The sequence below is a fragment of the Vibrio hepatarius genome, assembly GCF_018860525.1.
Classification (GTDB): Bacteria; Pseudomonadota; Gammaproteobacteria; order Enterobacterales; family Vibrionaceae; genus Vibrio; species Vibrio hepatarius_B.
In genome coordinates this window covers 72,815-92,907 of sequence record NZ_JAHKPM010000006.1, presented here as the reverse complement: position 1 = coordinate 92,907, position 20,093 = coordinate 72,815, and the positions used below count along the sequence as shown (strand labels likewise).

Sequence of the window (20,093 nt, the reverse complement as noted above, 5' to 3'; positions counted from 1 at the left end):
TTCAGAGCATTTAGCAGCAAATTACTGGTCTAATCTCCTAATGTTAAGCCGATGAACTGTTATCAAGGTAACAAATTTCACTACTTTGATTTGGACTTCATTGCAATAGATAGGTTCAGATGAATAAAAAACCGCCACAACTGTGACGGTAGTAACTTATTTGAATGTATTCTGATACAAAAATACAAATTCAAGCGATTAGGGTATAAGAGATGAATGCTCTACGCATTAATCACGACCCAATTCATGCAATTTGTGCTTTTTCAGCGATCAACTTGTCAACAACGCTAGGGTCGGCGAGAGTTGAAGTATCTCCGAGGTTGTTGGTATCACCTGTCGCGATTTTGCGTAGTATTCGTCGCATGATTTTACCTGAACGAGTTTTAGGCAAAGAATCCGTCCAATGCAATATATCTGGAGTCGCAATGGGTCCTATCTCTTTGCGAACCCAATCTTTGACTTCTTTATGCAATTGCGCACTTGGAAATGCCCCATCATTGAGGGTGATATAGGCATATATTGCTTGACCTTTTATATCGTGCGGTATGCCTACAATGGCGGCTTCAGCAATCTTATCAAATGCCACTAGAGCTGATTCGATTTCTGCTGTTCCCATTCGGTGGCCCGAGACGTTCAGTACATCATCGACACGGCCTGTAATCCAGTAGTAACTGTCTTCATCTCGTCGTGCCCCATCACTGGTAAAATACATACCTTTAAAGGTTGAGAAATAAGTTTGTTCGAAGCGGTCATGGTCGCCATATACGGTACGCATTTGACCAGGCCAGGAGTCGAGGATCACTAGATTACCCTCTGCAGCGCCTTCGATGATATTGCCTATGTTGTCTACCAAGGCTGGCTGAACACCAAAAAATGGGCGGGTAGCCGAGCCAGGTTTGAGTTTAGTCGCCCCAGGTAATGGGGTAATCAAAATTCCCCCTGTTTCGGTTTGCCACCAGGTGTCGACAATTGGAGATTGGCTATTACCAATAGTTTTGTAGTACCACTCCCAAGCTTCGGGATTTATTGGTTCACCGACAGAACCCATAATACGCAAGCTGCTACGCGAGGTATCTTCTATTGCACCATTCCCTTTTGCCATTAATGCACGAATCGCTGTTGGTGCAGTGTAAAGGATGTTTACTTGGTGCTTGTCGACGACTTGGCTCATACGATTGGTATTTGGGTAGTTAGGTACACCTTCAAATAGGATCGTTTTAGCGCCGTTGGCAAGTGGTCCATATATGAGATAGGTATGACCTGTTATCCAACCTACATCTGCGGTACACCAAAATGTTTCGCCTGGCTGGTAGTCGAACACATACTTGAAAGTCATGGTGGCATAAACTAAATACCCCCCAGTAGTGTGAAGAACGCCCTTGGGTTTGCCTGTTGACCCCGACGTATAAAGGATAAATAGTGGATCTTCGGCATTCATTTCTTCAGGAGGGCAGTGATGAGAAACGGAAGCGGTTGATTCGTGCCACCACACATCGCGATCGTGGTGCCAATCAATTGCTCCTCCCGTTCTTTTCAGCACCAATACTTTTTCTATGGTTGTGACATTGGGGTTTGCTAATGCTTGATCAACATTTTTCTTGAGGGGGACCGCTCGACCACCACGAATACCTTCATCAGCAGTGACGACTACTTTGGCGTCTGAGTCTATAATTCGGCCTGATAGTGCTTCAGGTGAAAAACCGCCAAATACGACAGTATGAACGGCGCCAATTCGAGTACAAGCTAACATGGCAACTGCCGCTTCTGGTACCATTGGCATATAAAGACACACTACATCTCCTTTGCCAACTCCTTGATTTTTCAAAGCATTAGAAAAACGACAGACCTGCTGATGTAGTTGGTTGAATGTGAGTGATTTGTCTTCCGAAGGGTCATCTCCTTCCCAGATAATGGCTACATCGTCTCCATGTTTGGCAAGATGGCGGTCGATGCAGTTTGCTGAAACATTAAGTGTGCCGTCTTCAAACCACCTTATGTCTACATGACCTGTATCAAAGGATGTATTTTTTACTTGAGTGAAAGGCTTTATCCAATCGACGATTTTACCATGCTCTTCCCAAAAGGCTTCTGGATCTGCCACTGACTGTCGGTACATAGAGAGATAGGTGTCATTATCCGCATGGGTTTTTTTCTCTATGTGTTCTTTTACCGGATAAATGTGGGCTTCACTCATGGTTATTCTCCTTGGGCTCAGTTCATTTCGAATTGAGCAAATGTCCGTTTAAAATACGTTTTAGTCGCTGAAAACCACTATAGCTATCACTTTCTAGTACTTGGACTAATTCGACAATTAGACTTTAGGATGAGAAATTAGACACTAGAGATTATAGGTTCTTATGTTTGATATTTTCTTTGAATACAAATGGCTACTTATAGTGAACGCGGGTAATCAACGCTCCGTATAGTGAGCTTAATAATAAGTCACATATACGGAAGGGTTTCCCTGCAATATTCTCTTTTATTGAACGGATAAATAGGGATAATGTCGCATCAGTTTTCATATGCTTTGCGAGGTTTTCATGTCGACCACTTCTCCTTTCAACTGGATATCTCAGTATTTTGCCGGATTTTTCTTTGCTTACGGTGTGTATTTGCCTTTTTGGGCGCTGTGGTTTGAGGATCAAGGGGTATCTGCAACCGATATAGGCTTGTTGGTCGGTATAGGTTTTGCCACTCGTTGTGTTGCTAACATCATGATTACGCCACGAATTCATAAAGTCGAATATCTGATGCCTGCCCTACGCTGGTTAAGCGTGGCTGCGCTTCTTTTTGTTGTATTCCATTTCTTTACCACTACTAGTTTTTGGCTAATGGCACTAGCTACCGTGTTATTCAACTTATGTTTCGGGCCAATAGTGCCTCTTTCAGATGCCATGGCCAATTATTATGCACGCATAAAAATGATTGACTACGGTCGGACTCGGCTTTGGGGTTCTATTGCTTTTATTGTTGGTTCAACGGTTGTCGGGTATCTAGCTGCTGAGTTTGGTAGTGAGATGATTTTGTATACTGCAGCAGTGGGTATGTTATGTTCTATTTTGCTTGGGATGCGCAATATTCATCCTTCACCAAAAACGGTAGAAGAAGGAGACGTCTATCGCCCAAAGCTAGGTGAAGTACTTAAAGATCGGTCTGTTGTTAAATTTATGACCCTGGTTGCGCTTATTCAGGGCAGTCACGCTGCGTACTATGGTTTTAGTGCTATTTACTGGAAAGAAGTAGGGCACGCTGAAGATATGATTGGCTATTTATGGAGCTTAGGAGTTGTCGCAGAAGTGGTAGTGTTTGCTCTGAGCAAGCGGCTTTTTACTGGCTGGTCACTCAGAACACTTTTTGTTGTTGCCTCAATTGGCGTGTCTATCCGGTGGGGGCTTACTGCATCAACGACTGCGCTTTCATGGCTTATTTTAATTCAGCTTTTACATGGTGTTACCTTTGGTGTCGCTCACATTGCCGCTATTCAATACATCCAACATTCTGAAGTGAATAGAATGGTGGCATTACAGGCTTTATACAATGCAATTCCGCTTGGTGCTGTAATCGCTTTATTGACTGCTTTGTGTGGTTGGGGGTATGAATATTGGGGATCTAATGTGTTTTGGGCTATGGCTGCAATGGGTATTTTTGCGCTGTTTATACGTGTAGAGCCTACTCGAAGTCATTGCTCAGTTATGGAGACGAAAACACATAATTGAATCACAATGAATTGAGTTAAGTGGCTATACCGAGTTAAATAGGACCTCCCGGAAGGGGAGGTTTTTTAATCTTTGTCATTTAATCAGATACGTAAGGAAAGAAGATGCAAGGCTGGCAGGTTATCGCAGTATCATTGATGTACCTCGGGCTGCTATTTATTATTGCATGGTATGGTGACCGCAAGCCTAATTGGTTGTCGCGTTGGCGCCCTGTCATCTATAGCCTATCAATTACAGTGTACTGCACCTCTTGGATTTTTTATGGCACGGTTGGGCAAGCTAGTGCTAATCCTTGGTCTTTTTTGCCGCTCTATCTTGGGCCTATTCTCGTGTTTACGCTTTTATGGCGAGTACTAGCTCGTCTTTTGATTACCGCTAAACGAGAAAATATTACGTCAATAGCCGATTTTATCGCTGCTCGTTACGGTAAATCTCAAAAGTTAGCGATAGTGGTTACCCTTATTGCTGTGATCGGTATTTTGCCATATATCGCTCTACAATTTCGCGCAATTACTATGGGCCTTGAACTTATTTCTCCTCAATTATCAAAAGCCATTACAACTCAGGGGATTGACATATCTTTGTTTGTTGTAGCTGCTTTGGCTGTGTTTACTATTTTGTTTGGTACACGCAATATAGATAATACCGAGCATCATCGTGGTTTGATGAAGGCGATTGCTTTTGAATCTGTGATAAAACTGGTTGCTTTTCTCACTGTTGGTTGTTTTATTGTATTTATCTCTCTCGAGCGTAGTGATATCCAATTGCTCTCTATTGCAGAGACAACCTATCATCCGCCAAATCTTGCAACGTTACTGATTCATACCTTGCTCACTATGCTGGCAATACTGTGTTTACCACGCCAGTTTCATAGTATGGTAGTGGAAAATGAACGAGCGAAAGATTTAAAAACTGTCCGCTGGGTATTCCCATTTTATTTGTTGCTTATGGCTGTATTTGTTTTACCAATATCATGGGTTGGACAAGGCGTTCTTAGTGGCACAAGTCCAGATACTTACATGATTAGCTTACCAATGGCGTTAGGTGCTGAAAAAATTGCTTTAATAGCATTTTTAGGTGGAACTTCAGCCGCTTGTGGAATGGTCATTGTTTCAACAATTGCTTTGGCTATTATGATGTCGAACGATCTGGTTATTCCACTTATGCTTCGCTGGACAAAGCTAGCTCAGCGCAGGCATCACCATTTTTCTAAGTTACTATTGATTATTCGGCGTGTTCTCATCGTAGTACTTTTTCTTGGAGCATGGGGATTCTACCATGCTCTAGGAAAAGCATACTCTTTGTCGACTATTGGTTTTTTGTCATTTACTGCTGTGGCTCAGTTTGCTCCTGCAATATTAGGAGGCATGTACTGGCGTAAGGGTAATCGTAAAGGCGTATATTCAGGTTTGAGCGTTGGGTTTGTCGTTTGGTTTATTACCTTGTTAAACCAAACTCCAGGAATGCTAGCTGCTGAGGAAATCCATGAACTTATGTCTTGGCTTGTCACTCCTCCAGGGCTTTTTATTGCTTTCAATATTGAGAGTACAGATTGGGGTATGGTCATTAGTTTATTATTGAATGCGGCCTGCTATGCCTTAGTTTCCTTGGTTACGAGAACGAGTTTAAGTGAACGATTACAATCTGGCGTATTTATCGGTTCTCCGACAGTAGAAAGTGATAATATCAGCCTCTATCAGAGTAAAGTCACTATTGGTGAACTTGAGATGTTGGCAGCACGTTTTGTTGGCAGCCAGCGTGTTCGAACAGCGTTTGATCAATTTTTTGAGCAGCACAACCAGTATGCTACGCCTAGCTATCAGGCTCCAGCAGGCTTAATTCGTCATACTGAAAGATTACTAGCAGGTGTGTTTGGGACGTCTTCAGCTAAATTGGTGTTATCTTCTGCTCTACAAGGTCGGAATATGCAGTTGGAGGAAGTTGCGACCATAGTTGATGAGGCCTCTGAGCTATATGATTTTAGCCGTGGATTACTTCAGGGTGCAATTGAGCATATTGGGCAAGGAATTGCTGTGGTTGATAAGCAGCAGCGGCTGGTAGCGTGGAATCAGCGCTATCTTGAATTGTTTACCTTTCCGCAAGGTTTTATCCAAGTTGGTAGGCCTATTGCCGATGTTATTCGTCATAATGCGGAGCAGGGATTGTGTGGTCCCGGAGATCCAGCAGAGCATGTGCGTCGTCGCTTGTATCACCTTAATCAAGGCACGAAACATACGTCTTCAAGGATTCGCCCTGATGGAAGGGTAATTGAGGTGCAAGGTAACCCCATGCCAGGTGGTGGCTTTGTTATGAGTTTTTCTGATATTACGGCTTTCCGTGATGCCGAAAAAGCATTGCAACAAGCCAATGAAAGTTTAGAGGAGCGGGTTCATCAACGAACCCGTGAACTCGAACAATTGAATAAGTGTTTGGTGACGGCAACGCAGCGATCTGAACGCGAATCAAAATCAAAGTCTCGCTTTCTTGCCGCGGTAAGTCATGATTTGATGCAACCGCTCAATGCTGCTCGTTTATTCGCCTCGTCATTATCTGAAATAGCTCAAGAAGTAGAAGTTCAGAGTTTGTCGAGACATATTGAAACTGCACTGGAAGCGGCAGAAGACTTGATCGGTGATCTGCTGGATATTTCAAGGCTAGAATCGGGCAAACTAGATGTTAACGTATATAGCTTTGCAGTCAAAGACGTATTAATAAACCTCAATGTCGAATTCAGTGCTCTTGCTAAACAGCAAGGGATAAGCTTTGAAATGGTGCCAAGTAAGTTGGTTGTTTTATCCGATCCCAAGTTGCTGCGAAGAGTGGTACAGAATTTTCTAACTAATGCTTTTCGATATAATCCTAAAGGTAAAGTTGTATTGGGGGTTAGGCTTGTTGGTTCTCAAGCCAGAATAGAGGTATGGGACAACGGCGTCGGTATTGCTTTAGATAAGCAACAAGAAATCTTTGAGGAATTCAACCAAGGTAGCCAAGTTCGTTCTGAGCAAGGGCTTGGTCTTGGGCTCGCTATCTCAAAAGGTATTGCTCATGTTCTGGGGCATGAAATATCCATGCGCTCATGGCCTGAAAAAGGTAGCGTATTTTCAATTACACTATGCCGCGGTGAGCAAGTGCTTAATCAGCTGCCAGATAGCCAGCCTCAGATGGAATCGGCGTTATATGATCTTAATGTTTTATGCGTCGACAATGAGCCTGATATTTTGATCGGTATGGAAAACCTACTTCAACGCTGGGGATGTAATGTTCGTACTGCCAGGGATCTTTTTTCAGGTTTAAAATGTCTTGAGCAAGATTGGAAGCCGGATGTCATTATGTCGGACTACCGGCTTGATAATGGCAGAACTGGCTTGGAGGTTTTACAGCAATGCCGGTTGAGATTGGGTAATCAATTTGAAGGTATTATTATTAGTGCCGATAGAACGAATGACATGATGGATGGTATTTGTTCTAACGGTTTTCATTTTATTCCCAAACCAGTAAAGCCTCTAAGGCTGAGAACTTTACTAAATCGTATATCGGAAAAGGAAGCAGTGACCTCATAAGTGAAGACAACGTGATCACTTTGTAAACAAGGTCTCGTATTTAATAAATGCCATTTGAGTTTCGCCATAATATAAGGTGCCTTCAGCCTTGACAACGACTCGCAGCCAACTGCTAGGTGAAGTAGGTTGGGGTAAACTAATGAACCAGTTTTTCCCAGTTTGGTCTCGAGGTTGCATTTCAAGAGGAGGAATGTTCAGTTCTTGACTATCGACCAAAGAAACTTTTATGTCGTCAACGGGATATTTTGCCTGAAGTGAAAGTTCGAGCTGATTATTCACCAGTTTTTCAGAACGAAACCTGATCTTAAAGTCGCCATTCTCCATATTACACAACCCACTGGTATAGCGACAGTTCGATTGACTTACCATCCTATAGCTCTGACCTTTTTGTGCAGCATGAGGTTTTTCACTAACGGCTATATCAGCGGCGAAATAAGCGATAATTGAGAGAATAGGGGTTATTATAAGGGCAACAATAAAGTGCTTGTTTCTTAACATCTTGGTTTCCTGTTGGCGAAGCTAAAGCCTAAGGTAACGAAATACAGTCGCGGGAAAAAGTCCCCTCTATGTTTGCATTCACAGAGGGGGTATTATTTAGTGCTCAAGAGCCTTGCTAACACCTGTAGGTATTCGGATATTCTCGACAAGATCTTTTACTTCTTGAGGTGTTTCGGCCGTGATTTTAGATACTACGAAAGCAACGCCAAAATTAAATACGGCTCCAATGGCGCCAAACGCATTAGGCTCTATACCCAAAAACCAATTGCTGCCCCAGCTTTGTAAGTACTTCCAGTCAGCAACAAATAGGATCCCCTTGTGCTGAAAAACATAAAAGAGCGTAATCGTAATACCTGTAATCATTCCTGCAATGGCACCCTCTTTATTAATGTTTTTACTGAAGATCCCCATCATCAATGCAGGAAAAATCGAGGATGCAGCAAGGCCAAAAGCCAGAGCGACTGTCCCAGCGACAAACCCTGGGGGATTAAGACCAAGATAGCCAGAGATTGCAATGGCGGCTGCCATTGAAACTCGACTAATAAGTAGCTCTTTTTGTTCTGATATGTTGGGGTTGATGACTCCTTTGATAAGGTCATGTGATATAGATGATGATATTGCCAGTAGTAGGCCCGCTGCTGTTGATAGCGCAGCGGCTAAGCCGCCTGCGGCGACCAACGCGATCACCCAGTTAGGTAGTTTTGCAATCTCTGGGTTGGCTAATACCATGATGTCTTGATCTACTCTCAGTTCATTGGTTGCTGCATTAGAGGTGTACTGTATATTGCCATCACCATTTTTATCATCAAAACCCAGCAGGCCGGTTTTTTCCCAGTTTATAAACCAATCTGGGCGTTCATCGTAGGCAAGGTTTTGTCCAGAACTTGGGGTGACCGTATCCATGAGGTTCAATCTTGCCATTGCTGAGACTGCTGGTGCGGTTGTGTACAAAATGGCGATAAATACCAGAGCCCAACCTGCTGAAGTGCGAGCATCTCTTACTTTGGGGACCGTAAAGAAGCGGATGATAACGTGAGGTAGACCTGCAGTACCTATCATAAGAGACATGGTATAGACGAACATATTGAGGGTATCGCCTCTTACCTGAGTGGTGTATTGGCTAAAGCCTAATTCAGTCACTACCTGATCAAGACGGTCAAGTAGATAGACATCAGTGCCAGACATTGTGCTGCCTAGGCCAATTTGAGGGATGGGGTTACCCGTTAATTGAAGTGATATGAAAATTGCAGGTATGGTATAGGCTAAGATTAGCACGCAATATTGAGCAATCTGCGTGTAAGTAATTCCTTTCATCCCTCCTAAAACCGCGTACATAAACACAATACACATGCCGATCAGAAGGCCAGTGGAATAATCCACTTCCAGAAACCGACCGAAAGCAATGCCTACACCTTTCATTTGACCAATCACATAAGTCACTGATGCGATAATTAAACAGATAACAGCAACAATGCGTGCGGCATTAGAATAGAAACGCTCTCCCAAAAACTCTGGAACAGTAAATTTACCGAATTTGCGCAAGTATGGTGCCAGTAGGAGAGCTAGCAGCACATATCCGCCAGTCCATCCCATTAGAAACACCGAACCACCGTAGCCCATAAAAGCAATTAGACCAGCCATAGAAATAAAGGAAGATGCAGACATCCAGTCGGCTGCAGTCGCCATACCGTTAGCAATGGGATTTATCCCTCCACCTGCGACATAAAACTCTTTTGTTGACCCTGCTCGTGCCCAGATTGCGATACCAATATAGAGGATAAAAGTGGCACCAACGATAAGATAGGTAGTAGTTTTCAGATCCATCTAAGATATTCCTTATTCGTCGACGTTAAACTCGCGGTCTATTTGTCGCATTTTCCATGCGTAAAAAAAGATGATGGCGAGGAATGAATAAATGGAGCCTTGTTGAGCGAACCAGAATCCTAATTTATATCCACCGATCTGATAGTGATTTAGTTGGTCGACAAATAAAATGCCGCAACCAAATGAAACAAAAAACCAGATAACCATTAGACTAACCATCAGTTTTACGTTTTTATTCCAATAGGCCTTGGCTCGTTCTTGACTTTCAAATGCCATTACAGCCTCCTTACGATTGGTTGTTAATGAAATGTTTCATTAGATACCTTACCAAGCGAAGTTTAGGAGTGCTTTTCAACTTTAGTCTTGTTTATAATACCAAAAAGCACCTTTATAACAGGTGCTTATGGTTATTTTTGGAATGATGGAGAGTGTTTTATGATCGTTAGGTAAGACCAAAGTCTAATGATTAGATCAAGTGTTATGTATAGTTAACCAAGGTAAAAATCTTTTATACCTAACAATAGGTTATTTAATGCAACTGCCGCGAGAATTAACCCCATTACTCTACTGATAATGGCAGCACCCACATTGCCTATCCACTTTTGGATATGAGTGGCACCTAGCAGTAAAATTAAAGTGATTAATAGCACACCAATCATGACAGCTGCTGTCATAAATTGGTCAGCGATAGCGTATCTATGGTTATCGGTAAGCATCACTATCGCCATCATGGCCCCAGGAGATGCTATAGAGGGTATGGCTAAAGGGTAGACAGCGAGATCGGCTAAATCAGAGTGACTGACTTCTTCAGATATTTTTGTTTCTTGCTCAGGCTTAGATTCACCGAATATCATAGTTAGTGCAAACAGTAATAAAACAAGGCCGCCTGCAGCTTGGAAAGCCGGTAAGGGTATTTGCATTGCGTCGAGTAGCAGTTGCCCTACAAGTAAGAAAAATAGCAACACTCCAGCTGAAATTGCCACTGCTTTTAGTGCGACTAAACGGCGCTGTTTTGCTGTGAGATGCTGAGTTTGAGAAAGATAAACGGGCACAGAACCGATTGGGTCGATCACAGCCCAGAGCACGACAAATTGAGTGAATAATACGCTAAGCAATATCTTGACTCCCAGAGTTGGTGAAACAGAGGGATGAATATGTTGATCATATGATCAACGTGAGTATCTTAGCAGATAAATAACACCAATAGTGAAAAAACGCTAAGAATATTCATACTCCAGCTGCTGAAGCAAAATAACTGCCTGAGTTCTATTTTTTACATTTAACTTCCGGAAAATTGCTGTCATATGAGCCTTTATTGTGGCTTCAGAGACATTTAACTCATAGGCAATTTGTTTGTTTAGCAGACCGTCGGATAGCATTGTAAGGACTTTGTTTTGTTGTGGGGTTAAAGTTGCGATTTTATTAGTCAATTCACTGCTAAATACCGTGTCCGTTGTTCCTTCAGGGAAAAATGGTTCACCATTGAGCACCTGCGTCAATGCTTTTATAAGTTCACGCATATCGCTAGATTTTGGGATAAAGCCAAATGCACCATGGCTTTTGACTTGTGTGATCACCGAAGGTTCTTCACTGGCAGAAATAACCACTATCGGTAAATCTGGATATTCTGCACGCAATTGAATCAGTCCGGACAAGCCGTTTGCACCAGGCATTTTGAGGTCTAAGAGTAATAAATCAGGATCTTGTCCATTATTGAGAACAGCGAGCAAACCATTAAGAGAATCGGCCTCAACTAGATTGGCTCTACTTATCGCCATATGTACCGACTGAAATAGTGCATTACGAAATAACGGATGGTCGTCAGCGATAACAATGGTGTAGGTTGAATCCATATGGTTTGATCGTATCAATTAAAAGTTGGCTTAGGCGAATTATTGTCGGCTTTGAAGGTGTGAACAATGCCTATACATAAAAACTCTGAACTATATCGGGTTTTCTGCATAATCCTCAATATTACTGGGCTAAACCGCCAATTGTGCAACTGGCGGTAAGCTGTGTTAGAAGTTTACAATCGATGAGTATCAATATGCTGCAAAAAAGGCTCGGCTTGCATAAATCCGGTAATTCTTGCACTGGGTATGTGCTGTCCTTCAGCATCCCAAAACTCGATGGTAGGAAGCCCAAGTACATTCATTGCTTTTAACAGTTCTATGTCTTGCGGTTGACTTTTAGTCACATCAGCTTGGAGTAAGACAAAGTTTTTCAACTTATTTTCAACATCTGCTTGATGGAAAGTGTATTTCTCAAATTCTTTACAAGCTACACACCAATCTGCATAAAAATCGAGCATTACAGGTTTGCCAGACAGTTTGGCTTGCTCAAGTTGACTGCCGAGTTCATCTATTGTTGCTACGCGTGTGAACTGAATATTTGTCTGTGATTGCTTAACATGATTACCAAACCAGTAATTGATGGCTGGCTGCGCAGATATTAACAGGCCGAGTACCGCGATGATTCCAATTATACTTTGTTTCCAGCCGCCTAGTGGTAATGAACTTTTGACATGATATAGCCAGCCAAATGCCATTAGCCCAAGCACTGACCATAATCCGGTCGCCCAAGTTTCAGGAAGAATACGTTCAAGTAGAAATATGGGGGCAGCGAGGAGAATAAAGCCAAAAAGAGTTTTGATTTTATCCATCCAGTTGCCCGCTTTGGGCAGAAGTTTATTACCAAATACGGCGACTAACATTAACGGGATCCCCATGCCTAAAGCTAGAGCATAGAGTGCTACACCACCTGTCACCAAATCGCCACTTTGAGCGACATAAAGTAAAGCGCCTGACAGCGGGGCGGTTGTGCAGGGTGAGCAGACAAGGCCTGAAATTGCCCCCATAGCAAAGACACCCAGTGAATTACCGCCTTGCTGTTTATTACTCAAGTTATTAAGCCAAGTTTGCACACCACTTGGTAGCTGAATGGTGTAAGCACCGAACATTGATAGTGCCAAAGCAACAAACATAACGCTTAAGCCAATTAGAATATATGGGTGCTGCATTGCTGCTTGAAATTGTAAGCCGGCTGATGCCACCACTAATCCAAGTAAAGTATAGGTTAATGCCATACCTTGAACATAAATAAAGGCGAGCCCTAATGCTCTGCCATGGTTTAGCTTTCCGCTTCCTAGTACGATACTGGTGAGAATGGGGTACATGGGTAATACACACGGGGTGAAAGCCAATCCAATTCCTAGAGCCAAGAAAAGCAGGGGTGTCCACCAGTTATCGCTCAGGCTTGTCGCCAAATTGGACTCCTGCGAAGCCAATTGAGGGGAGTTTAAGTCGGTTTTTGTAGGAGTGGAGTCTTCTTGGCTGTTTGTGTTTGGAGATTCAAAAGACGTTAAGTCTACCACGCGAGTTTCAGGAGGGTAACAGAAGCCTGCCTCGGCACATCCCTGATATTGAACAACCAAGCGAGCCCCATCTTGATAACCTACTAGAGGTACTTCAATAAATAATGGTGTGGTGTAGATATTGACTTCACCAAAGAATTCATCTTGATGTGGTGTGCCTTCTTCCATCTTCAGGTTATTGAGCCTAACATTTTCGCCATTGACTGATAACTTATGTTGATAGAGGTAGTAACCTTGTTTGACCTGCCAATCAAGGTAGACACGATTTCCTTGTTGATAGGCATTGAACGGAAAGGCTTCATCGACAGGTACAAAGCTATTACTTTGGTTGCCAAAGCTGGGTATAGATTTGGTCTGTTCAAAAACTGCCATAGTAGGCGCAGAAAAAACAGTCAGATAAAGTAAAACAAGCGATAAAATGGCACGCATATAAAGGTCACTTAAGTCAAATTTTGAATCATTTTAACTCAATCAGACAGAGAAAAGCGGCATTAAGTTTCATGCCAGGTCAAATATTCATTTTTGTTAGGGAGTTAAGCTATCCCTAATCTAGAACGAACGACTTTTTCACAGTCATCAATATACTTTATGTCTTTTGGGATGACTAACACGGTATCGTTACCCCCGACAGTACCAAGGATATCAATGTGTGGATCTATGTCTACTAGTCGAGCCACTAATTGAGCGCTGCCTGGGTGAGTTTTTACCACGACCATAGATTGATTATGAGTAACAAATTCAATTTGAGAAGAAATGGAAGATTCAACACGTACAGGGGCTGTTTCTATAGTAATGCAATAAACTTTTCTGCCGCAGGCATTCTGTACTTTTATTACCCCTAATTGTGACAATAAGCGCGAGACGGTGGACTGGCTAATTCCGACAAAACCAAAATCGACTAGAGCTTCCCGAAGGTCATTTTGCGTTGAGAAACTTTGCTGTTGAAGCAGCCTTTTACAGGCAGTGATTAGGGTTTGATCTTCAGTTTTTTCAACTGACATTGGGCTTAGAGTTTCACTCATGGGAACTCCTCAAAAAAGCATAACGTAAAGGGTTTTTATCCTTGCTATTTATGGCGCTTCAGTCCGTTGAAATGCCTTAAACCAAATAGTGCCACTTCTATGGTAGCCTTGATGTTTGGACATATTACCACCAAATAAAATGCGGCTTTTTGAAAGGGATCACCAAACAAAAAACTGATCTTAGATGCTGGTGCAACAACTCAATTAACCTTGGGTGATATAGGTACCCGCTTGATCCTGAAGTATGTGTAAGCCACCCTTTTGAGGCTAAACACCTCCTTGCCTAATAAATTCACATGAGGATTGTGACCGTTAGAACCTGCATAAAATAGATGTAGGCTTAAGAATTTAATAATATCTATTTATATATTTGAAGTTTGTTAACGCGGTGAGTATAGATGTAAGTGCTAGGTTTTTTTAAAACTTTAATTATTAATAACAATGAGAAGCCCCAAGATAAAATAGTATTCATCTAAATGTGTTAACAGAAGAATAATTATTTTATTTTTGGTTGCCTTGATGGTAAGTATTTTATATTTAAGTAACATTACTCCTTGGTGTGAGTGTTTTTTAAACGATATCCTACCGTGAATGATGCTATAAAAAAGCCGCTCAAGGCGGCTTTATCAGATCGAGTTATTAGTTCAGATAACGGCACCTAGACTTATCATGGCCACACAAAATGTCGTGAGAATGGCTAGCAATGGCGCCACCCATTTTAACCAGCGAATATAAGGTATTCGTGCGATAGCGAGCCCTCCCATGACAACGGCTGAGGTAGGAGTAATTAAGTTTACTAAGCCAGATGCTGATTGGTATGCGGTAATAACAAGGTCTCGACCAACACCCGCAAAATCTGCAAGTGGCGCCATTATTGGCATGGTTAGTACGGCTAAACCTGAAGTGGAAGGGACTAAAAAGGACAGTAAAATTTCCAAAAAGAACATCATATTAATGAAGGCAACAGAAGATAAACCGGTCACCGTTTGCTCTGCGGAAAAAAGAATGGTGTCAGTAATCATTCCTTTATCCATCACGACGACAATACCACGAGCAATACCAATAATAAGTGCAACACCAAGTAAATCACGGGCGCCGTCAATAAAGCTGTTGATAAAGTTTTCTTCGCTCATACGTGCAATCAAGCCAACTAAAATGGCAGCGGCTAGAAACATGGCTGAAATTTCTGCCATCCACCAACCAGCAATTGAAACGCCATATATCATTACCGCGAAGGAGGCACCAAATATAAATAAAATAGCTTTGCGACGACCAGTGAATTCTACAGACTCTCCGGTTTGGTTAGTTAGAAAGCGCTGTTTGTTTTCCTCATATTTGTCGTAAACAATTGATTTAGTATGATCGTTACGTACCAGACGAGCATAACGCATGACATAAGCGACACATATAACCCAACCAATGGCTAACATGGCTACACGTAATAAAATACCATCGGTAAACGGAATACCTGCCGCATTGGCTGCTATGACAGTTGCAAAGGGGTTAATTGTTGAACCAAGAACACCTATCCCAGCTCCGAGTAATATAGTTGCAGCGGCCACAACAGGGTCAAAACGAGCGGCCATCATCACGGGAACTAGTAGGGAATAAAAAGGCAGCGATTCTTCTGCCATACCATAGACAGTGCCGCCAGCGGCGAATAAAGCCATGAGTATAGGGATCATCATTTCTTCGCGACCACGGAAAGTATGGGTGACACGCTCGATACCTGCGTCAATTGCTCCTGTATTGGTGACTAGGCCAAGAAACCCACCCATGATTAAGATAAACAAAGACACATCAATGGCCGCAGCCTGATAACTTTCATGGTCGTAAAAGCCATTAATGGGGGCGAGGAATATATCAATAATCCCCTGGGGGTTTGCTTCGACTGTTTGATAAGTGCCTGTAACGGGTACTTCACGGCCTAAATCTTGGTTCATTGCCCGCTGGTATTGCCCAGCTGGAATAATCCAAGTTAGCAGAGCAACTAATGCAATCAGGATGAATAGTATGGTGTAGGCGGACGGAAACTTAAGTTTGGCAAAAAAACCTTCTTTTTTTTCAGTGGGTTCAGGTTGTGTCGTCATGATGATCTCCTTACTTCTATTTGATAAATAGTAAATAGAAGTGAATCAAAGCTGGCATACTTTTAATGATATTAAGCCAATGATATTGAATTTAATCTTAATTAATATAAGAGAGTTTGGCTTTGTTATCCTTCACAAAAGCATTATATATTTTTGCCTTATATTTTAATAAGTGCCCTATAAGTTTATTTTAGTATTTTATATGAGGAGTAAGCTTCTATATCTTGTAATGGAAGGCTTGTTATTTAATGTGAATTTTAAATATTAAATTATCTTTTTACCCTGGAGGCTTTGTATTGCCTCCATTTTTATTGACTAAATAAGTAACCCACCCAAAGAGAAAGCAAGTGCAACGGCAGAAATGATGGTAACAACACCAGGAATAAAGAACGGGTGATTAAAGATATAACGGCCGATACGTGTTGATCCGGTGTCATCCATTTCGATTGCCGCGAGTAGTGTTGGGTAGGTAGGTAAAACAAATAGGGCACTGACTGCGGCAAATGATGCAACAGCGGTGAGCGGGGCAATTCCTATTGCTAGTGCGGCTGGCATAAGAGCCACAGTTGTTGCTCCTTGAGAGTAAAGTAGCATTGATGCGAAAAAGAGTACTATGGCTAACATCCATGGGTAATCCGCAACAAGCACGCCGGCTATTTCTTTTATACCATCAACATGTGCGTTGACGAATGTTGAGCCGAGCCAGGCAACACCAAGAACGCAAACACATGCTGTCATCCCAGAGCGAAAAGTGGCGGCGTTAGGTATTTTTGAGGCATCAATTTTGGTGAAAAGGACTATTGCGGCGGCAGCGGTTAGCATGACGGTTATTATGGCTTCATTACGGCCTAAGGCAGGGTCGGTAATCAACCCCACTGATGTCGAGATAGCGGCTGCGTAGCAAACAACGAATGCAATAGCGATTAGGAATATGTAGGTAGCCGTTTTAGCGGTTGGTAAAATATCACGCTGTTTATCTGATGCCAACTTAATCAGACCTTGTTCTAAACGTTGCTGATAGATGGGGTCGTCTTTTAGCTCTCTGCCCATGAAGTTGGCGACAAATGCACCTACCATACAAGCAATGAAGGTAGCCGGGATGCATACAGCAAGCAAAGTTAGGTAATCCACTCCTTTTGGCGCAAGCATTGATGAGAACGCCACTACGGCTGCTGATATAGGGGAAGCGGTAATGGCTACCTGCGAAGCGACAACGGCAATTGACAATGGTCTCGATGGGCGAACACCTTGCCCTTTAGCTACTTCGGCTATGACAGGTAGCGTTGAAAAAGCAGTGTGACCAGTTCCCGCCATTAGTGTCATTAGGAAGGTCACAATAGGCGCATAAAAAGTGATTCGTTCTGGGTGTTTACGGAGAAAGTTTTCCGCCAATTGAACTAACCAATCCATTCCCCCTGCAACTTGCATCGCTGCAATGGCAGTAATCACTGACATGATGATCAGAATAACATCAACAGGAATATAGGCCTGACTAGTTGGTACGCCGAGAAACAAGGATAAAGAAATAACGCCAGCACCGCCCGCAAAGCCAATGCCAATACCACCAATCCTTGCTCCCAGATATATGAAGAGTAGGACAACGAATAGTTCAACCATAACCATGATAGTTACCTCGTATATATTTTAAATTCTTTGATGTCTGAACACTTAAAAGAGAAAAATTCAGTTAATTAGAGATTGATAGCATTAATCCACATTAAATATGCGGATTAAAATTTAATACCTAAAAAAGGGCCTCATCTAGGCCCTACATCATTCGCTTATTGGTAGCGTTTTGCTTTGTACTTGGGGTTCATGAAATTGTCGACGTTGAGGATATCATCGAGATCTTCTTCACTAAGAAGGCCTCGCTCAAGTACCACCTCTCGTACACTCTTACCGGTTTCTGCGCATATCTTGCCGACAATATCGCCTTCATGGTGGCCAATATATGGATTGAGGTAGGTGACAATACCAATCGAATTGTAGACGTATGCTTCACAAACTTCTTTATTTACTGTGATGCCATCAATGCATTTGTCGCGTAGGTTGATACATGCATTCGACAGCAAAGAAATGGATTCAAACATGCTTTGAGCAATCACAGGCTCCATTACGTTGAGCTGTAATTGTCCGCCTTCTGCTGCAAAAGAAATGGTATTGTCATTACCGAGTACTTTAAAGCAAACTTGGTTGACCACTTCAGGCACTACAGGGTTGACTTTAGCGGGCATAATTGACGATCCTGCTTGTAGCTCAGGCAAGTTGAGTTCATTGATGCCGGTGCGAGGGCCAGAAGAAAGCAAGCGAAGATCGTTACAGATCTTAGACAGTTTAACCGCTAGACGTTTAAGTGCGCCGTGGGTCATCACATAAGCGCCGCAGTCAGACGTTGCTTCAATCAGATCTTCAGCGGGTACGACACTTAACCCAGTGACTTGCGCTAAATGCTTAACCGCTAATTTTTGATAACCTTGGGCTGCATTTAAGCCTGTGCCTATTGCCGTCGCACCTAAGTTAATTTCAAGCAAGAGTTTGGAGGTGTATTCAAGAGCGCGGATCTCTTCATTTAGTGTCACAGACCATGCATGAAACTCTTGGCCAACAGTCATAGGAACAGCATCTTGAAGCTGAGTTCTACCCATTTTTAGGATGCTTTGAAACTCTTTACTTTTCAGAGCAAATGCGCCTTTTAAGTATTCTATTGCTTCGATGAGCGTATGGACGCTATTGTAAACCGCAATACGAAAACCCGTTGGGTAGGCACAGTTGGTCGACTGACTCTTATTGACGTGATCATTAGGGTTAATAAATTGATATTGCCCTTTTTCTTTACCCATGAGCTCTAGCGCGACATTGGCAATAACTTCGTTGGTATTCATATTGACAGAGGTACCAGCTCCTCCTTGAAACACATCCGATGGGAACTGATCCATGCATTTTCCTGTGTCTAGGATCAAATCACACGCTTGGACTATGTATTGCGCGATTTCTTTAGGCAGGACATCAAGCTCGCTGTTTGCAAGCGCTGCTGCTTTCTTAGTCATCACCATGCCACGGACAAATTCAGGTACATCTGAAATGGTGACGTTAGAGATATTGAAATTTTCAATGGCGCGCAAGGTGTGGATGCCATAATAGGCGTCTGCTGGGACATGTCTCTCGCCGAGAAGGTCTTCTTCAACACGAGTTGCATTAACAGGGTGTAGGGTATCAGTTAGGGTGGCCATTATAGGATCCTTAGATAATTATTCTGGTGATAAATACAAATGCTCGCCATTCTGCAACTTAAGAATCCATTCGTCAGAGTTTTTGGCTGTAAAATACGTCCTGACTTATGTGGCTCATGATACTTCACTCAGCGGATAAAAATAGTATCTTGATCACCTTTTTTATTTTTGGGTTAGCTGAACATTTTTAAATACTAAATATTGCTCAAATCGTTAGGCCGCAGTGAATTTTGTCGCTTTAGTTTGAGCTTAAGTTAGCTTTGAGCTTACACTAGTCCTAACAAAGGAGGGCATGTGTTTGCTATCGTATTCTTAATATTTGTATTGGTCCCCGTTATCGAGATAAGTCTGTTTATCTCGGTCGGAGGTTATTTTGGCTTATGGACAACAATTGGGATGGTCTTTTTGACCGCATTTATTGGCGCCTCTCTGGTTCGTAGCCAAGGCTTACAAACACTACTTTCTGTTCAAAGTCGTCTTCAGCAAGGGGAGCTACCAGCACAACAAATACTTGAAGGTGTGTTGCTTGCGGTTGCTGGTGTATTGCTTTTTATTCCTGGTTTTCTAACCGATATGGTCGGTATGGTAGTGCTATTACCTGCTCCACGTCGTGCTTTAGCCAAATATCTTATGACTAAAATGGTGGTAAAATCCGCTGCTGGTTTTGGTGGTCATTTTGGACAAGGTAGCGATAATGATGGCCATACCTTCGAGGGTGAATATCAGCGTAAAAATGATGAAGACACCAATCATCTTAATAAGCCATAGTGAGTACATAGG

The 20,093-nt window shown here is 42.5% G+C and carries 14 protein-coding genes; 3 read left to right on the top strand and 11 right to left on the bottom strand.

Annotation, left to right across the window (positions count from 1 at the left end; translation table 11 throughout):
- Window positions 1-244: 244 nt before the first annotated feature.
- Complete coding sequence (gene acs / locus KO511_RS01250; protein ID WP_215985684.1) at window positions 245-2,194, bottom strand: acetate--CoA ligase; 1,950 nt, start codon at window positions 2,192-2,194, stop codon at window positions 245-247.
- A gap of 346 nt (window positions 2,195-2,540) precedes the next feature.
- Between acs and KO511_RS01245 the strand changes: the two genes are divergently transcribed.
- Together KO511_RS01245 and KO511_RS01240 are read left to right on the top strand one after the other, a co-directional pair.
- A complete protein-coding gene (locus tag KO511_RS01245) occupies window positions 2,541-3,716 on the top strand; it encodes a 3-phenylpropionate MFS transporter (protein WP_215985683.1) in 1,176 nt (391 codons plus the stop codon).
- A 104-nt stretch (window positions 3,717-3,820) separates the two neighbouring features.
- Complete coding sequence (locus KO511_RS01240; protein ID WP_215985682.1) at window positions 3,821-7,276, top strand: PAS domain-containing hybrid sensor histidine kinase/response regulator; 3,456 nt, start codon at window positions 3,821-3,823, stop codon at window positions 7,274-7,276.
- A 15-nt stretch (window positions 7,277-7,291) separates the two neighbouring features.
- On the opposite strand, the gene KO511_RS01235 is transcribed toward KO511_RS01240, so the two are convergent.
- The 10 genes from KO511_RS01235 to aspA form a co-directional block, all read right to left on the bottom strand.
- The gene (locus KO511_RS01235; RefSeq protein WP_215985681.1) at window positions 7,292-7,774 is read right to left on the bottom strand and encodes a hypothetical protein; all 483 of its coding nucleotides are present in this window, start codon (window positions 7,772-7,774) and stop codon (window positions 7,292-7,294) included.
- A gap of 96 nt (window positions 7,775-7,870) precedes the next feature.
- The gene (locus KO511_RS01230) at window positions 7,871-9,598 is read right to left on the bottom strand and encodes a sodium:solute symporter family protein (RefSeq protein ID WP_215985680.1); all 1,728 of its coding nucleotides are present in this window, start codon (window positions 9,596-9,598) and stop codon (window positions 7,871-7,873) included.
- A gap of 12 nt (window positions 9,599-9,610) precedes the next feature.
- Entirely contained in the window at window positions 9,611-9,874 is a 264-nt protein-coding gene (locus KO511_RS01225) for a DUF4212 domain-containing protein (protein WP_215985679.1), read from the bottom strand.
- Window positions 9,875-10,086: 212 nt separating this feature from the next.
- A complete protein-coding gene (locus tag KO511_RS01220) occupies window positions 10,087-10,713 on the bottom strand; it encodes a MarC family protein (protein WP_215985678.1) in 627 nt (208 codons plus the stop codon).
- Window positions 10,714-10,815: 102 nt separating this feature from the next.
- Complete coding sequence (locus KO511_RS01215; protein ID WP_215985677.1) at window positions 10,816-11,451, bottom strand: response regulator; 636 nt, start codon at window positions 11,449-11,451, stop codon at window positions 10,816-10,818.
- A gap of 173 nt (window positions 11,452-11,624) precedes the next feature.
- The gene (locus KO511_RS01210) at window positions 11,625-13,400 is read right to left on the bottom strand and encodes a protein-disulfide reductase DsbD (protein ID WP_215985676.1); all 1,776 of its coding nucleotides are present in this window, start codon (window positions 13,398-13,400) and stop codon (window positions 11,625-11,627) included.
- A gap of 104 nt (window positions 13,401-13,504) precedes the next feature.
- Entirely contained in the window at window positions 13,505-13,993 is a 489-nt protein-coding gene (locus KO511_RS01205; protein WP_215985675.1) for an arginine repressor, read from the bottom strand.
- A gap of 644 nt (window positions 13,994-14,637) precedes the next feature.
- Entirely contained in the window at window positions 14,638-16,083 is a 1,446-nt protein-coding gene (locus KO511_RS01200; protein WP_215985674.1) for a YfcC family protein, read from the bottom strand.
- A 315-nt stretch (window positions 16,084-16,398) separates the two neighbouring features.
- Complete coding sequence (locus KO511_RS01195) at window positions 16,399-17,706, bottom strand: anaerobic C4-dicarboxylate transporter (RefSeq protein WP_215985673.1); 1,308 nt, start codon at window positions 17,704-17,706, stop codon at window positions 16,399-16,401.
- A 158-nt stretch (window positions 17,707-17,864) separates the two neighbouring features.
- A complete protein-coding gene (gene aspA, locus KO511_RS01190) occupies window positions 17,865-19,313 on the bottom strand; it encodes an aspartate ammonia-lyase (protein WP_215985672.1) in 1,449 nt (482 codons plus the stop codon).
- Between the two features lie 294 nt (window positions 19,314-19,607).
- Here aspA and KO511_RS01185 point away from each other — a divergent pair, with 294 nt between their 5' ends.
- Window positions 19,608-20,081, top strand: a complete 474-nt coding sequence (locus KO511_RS01185) for an FxsA family protein (RefSeq protein ID WP_215985671.1) — start codon at window positions 19,608-19,610, stop codon at window positions 20,079-20,081.
- Window positions 20,082-20,093: the final 12 nt, after the last annotated feature.

What these genes read in the sequence shown, in the direction of transcription:
- acs (WP_215985684.1), bottom strand. Translation starts at nt 2,194, where the DNA reads ATGAGTGAAGCCCACATTTATCCGGTAAAAGAACACATAGAGAAAAAA.
- KO511_RS01245 (WP_215985683.1), top strand. Translation starts at nt 2,541, where the DNA reads ATGTCGACCACTTCTCCTTTCAACTGGATATCTCAGTATTTTGCCGGA.
- KO511_RS01240 (WP_215985682.1), top strand. Translation starts at nt 3,821, where the DNA reads ATGCAAGGCTGGCAGGTTATCGCAGTATCATTGATGTACCTCGGGCTG.
- KO511_RS01235 (WP_215985681.1), bottom strand. Translation starts at nt 7,774, where the DNA reads ATGTTAAGAAACAAGCACTTTATTGTTGCCCTTATAATAACCCCTATT.
- KO511_RS01230 (WP_215985680.1), bottom strand. Translation starts at nt 9,598, where the DNA reads ATGGATCTGAAAACTACTACCTATCTTATCGTTGGTGCCACTTTTATC.
- KO511_RS01225 (WP_215985679.1), bottom strand. Translation starts at nt 9,874, where the DNA reads ATGGCATTTGAAAGTCAAGAACGAGCCAAGGCCTATTGGAATAAAAAC.
- KO511_RS01215 (WP_215985677.1), bottom strand. Translation starts at nt 11,451, where the DNA reads ATGGATTCAACCTACACCATTGTTATCGCTGACGACCATCCGTTATTT.
- KO511_RS01210 (WP_215985676.1), bottom strand. Translation starts at nt 13,400, where the DNA reads ATGCGTGCCATTTTATCGCTTGTTTTACTTTATCTGACTGTTTTTTCT.
- KO511_RS01205 (WP_215985675.1), bottom strand. Translation starts at nt 13,993, where the DNA reads ATGAGTGAAACTCTAAGCCCAATGTCAGTTGAAAAAACTGAAGATCAA.
- KO511_RS01200 (WP_215985674.1), bottom strand. Translation starts at nt 16,083, where the DNA reads ATGACGACACAACCTGAACCCACTGAAAAAAAAGAAGGTTTTTTTGCC.
- KO511_RS01195 (WP_215985673.1), bottom strand. Translation starts at nt 17,706, where the DNA reads ATGGTTATGGTTGAACTATTCGTTGTCCTACTCTTCATATATCTGGGA.
- aspA (WP_215985672.1), bottom strand. Translation starts at nt 19,313, where the DNA reads ATGGCCACCCTAACTGATACCCTACACCCTGTTAATGCAACTCGTGTT.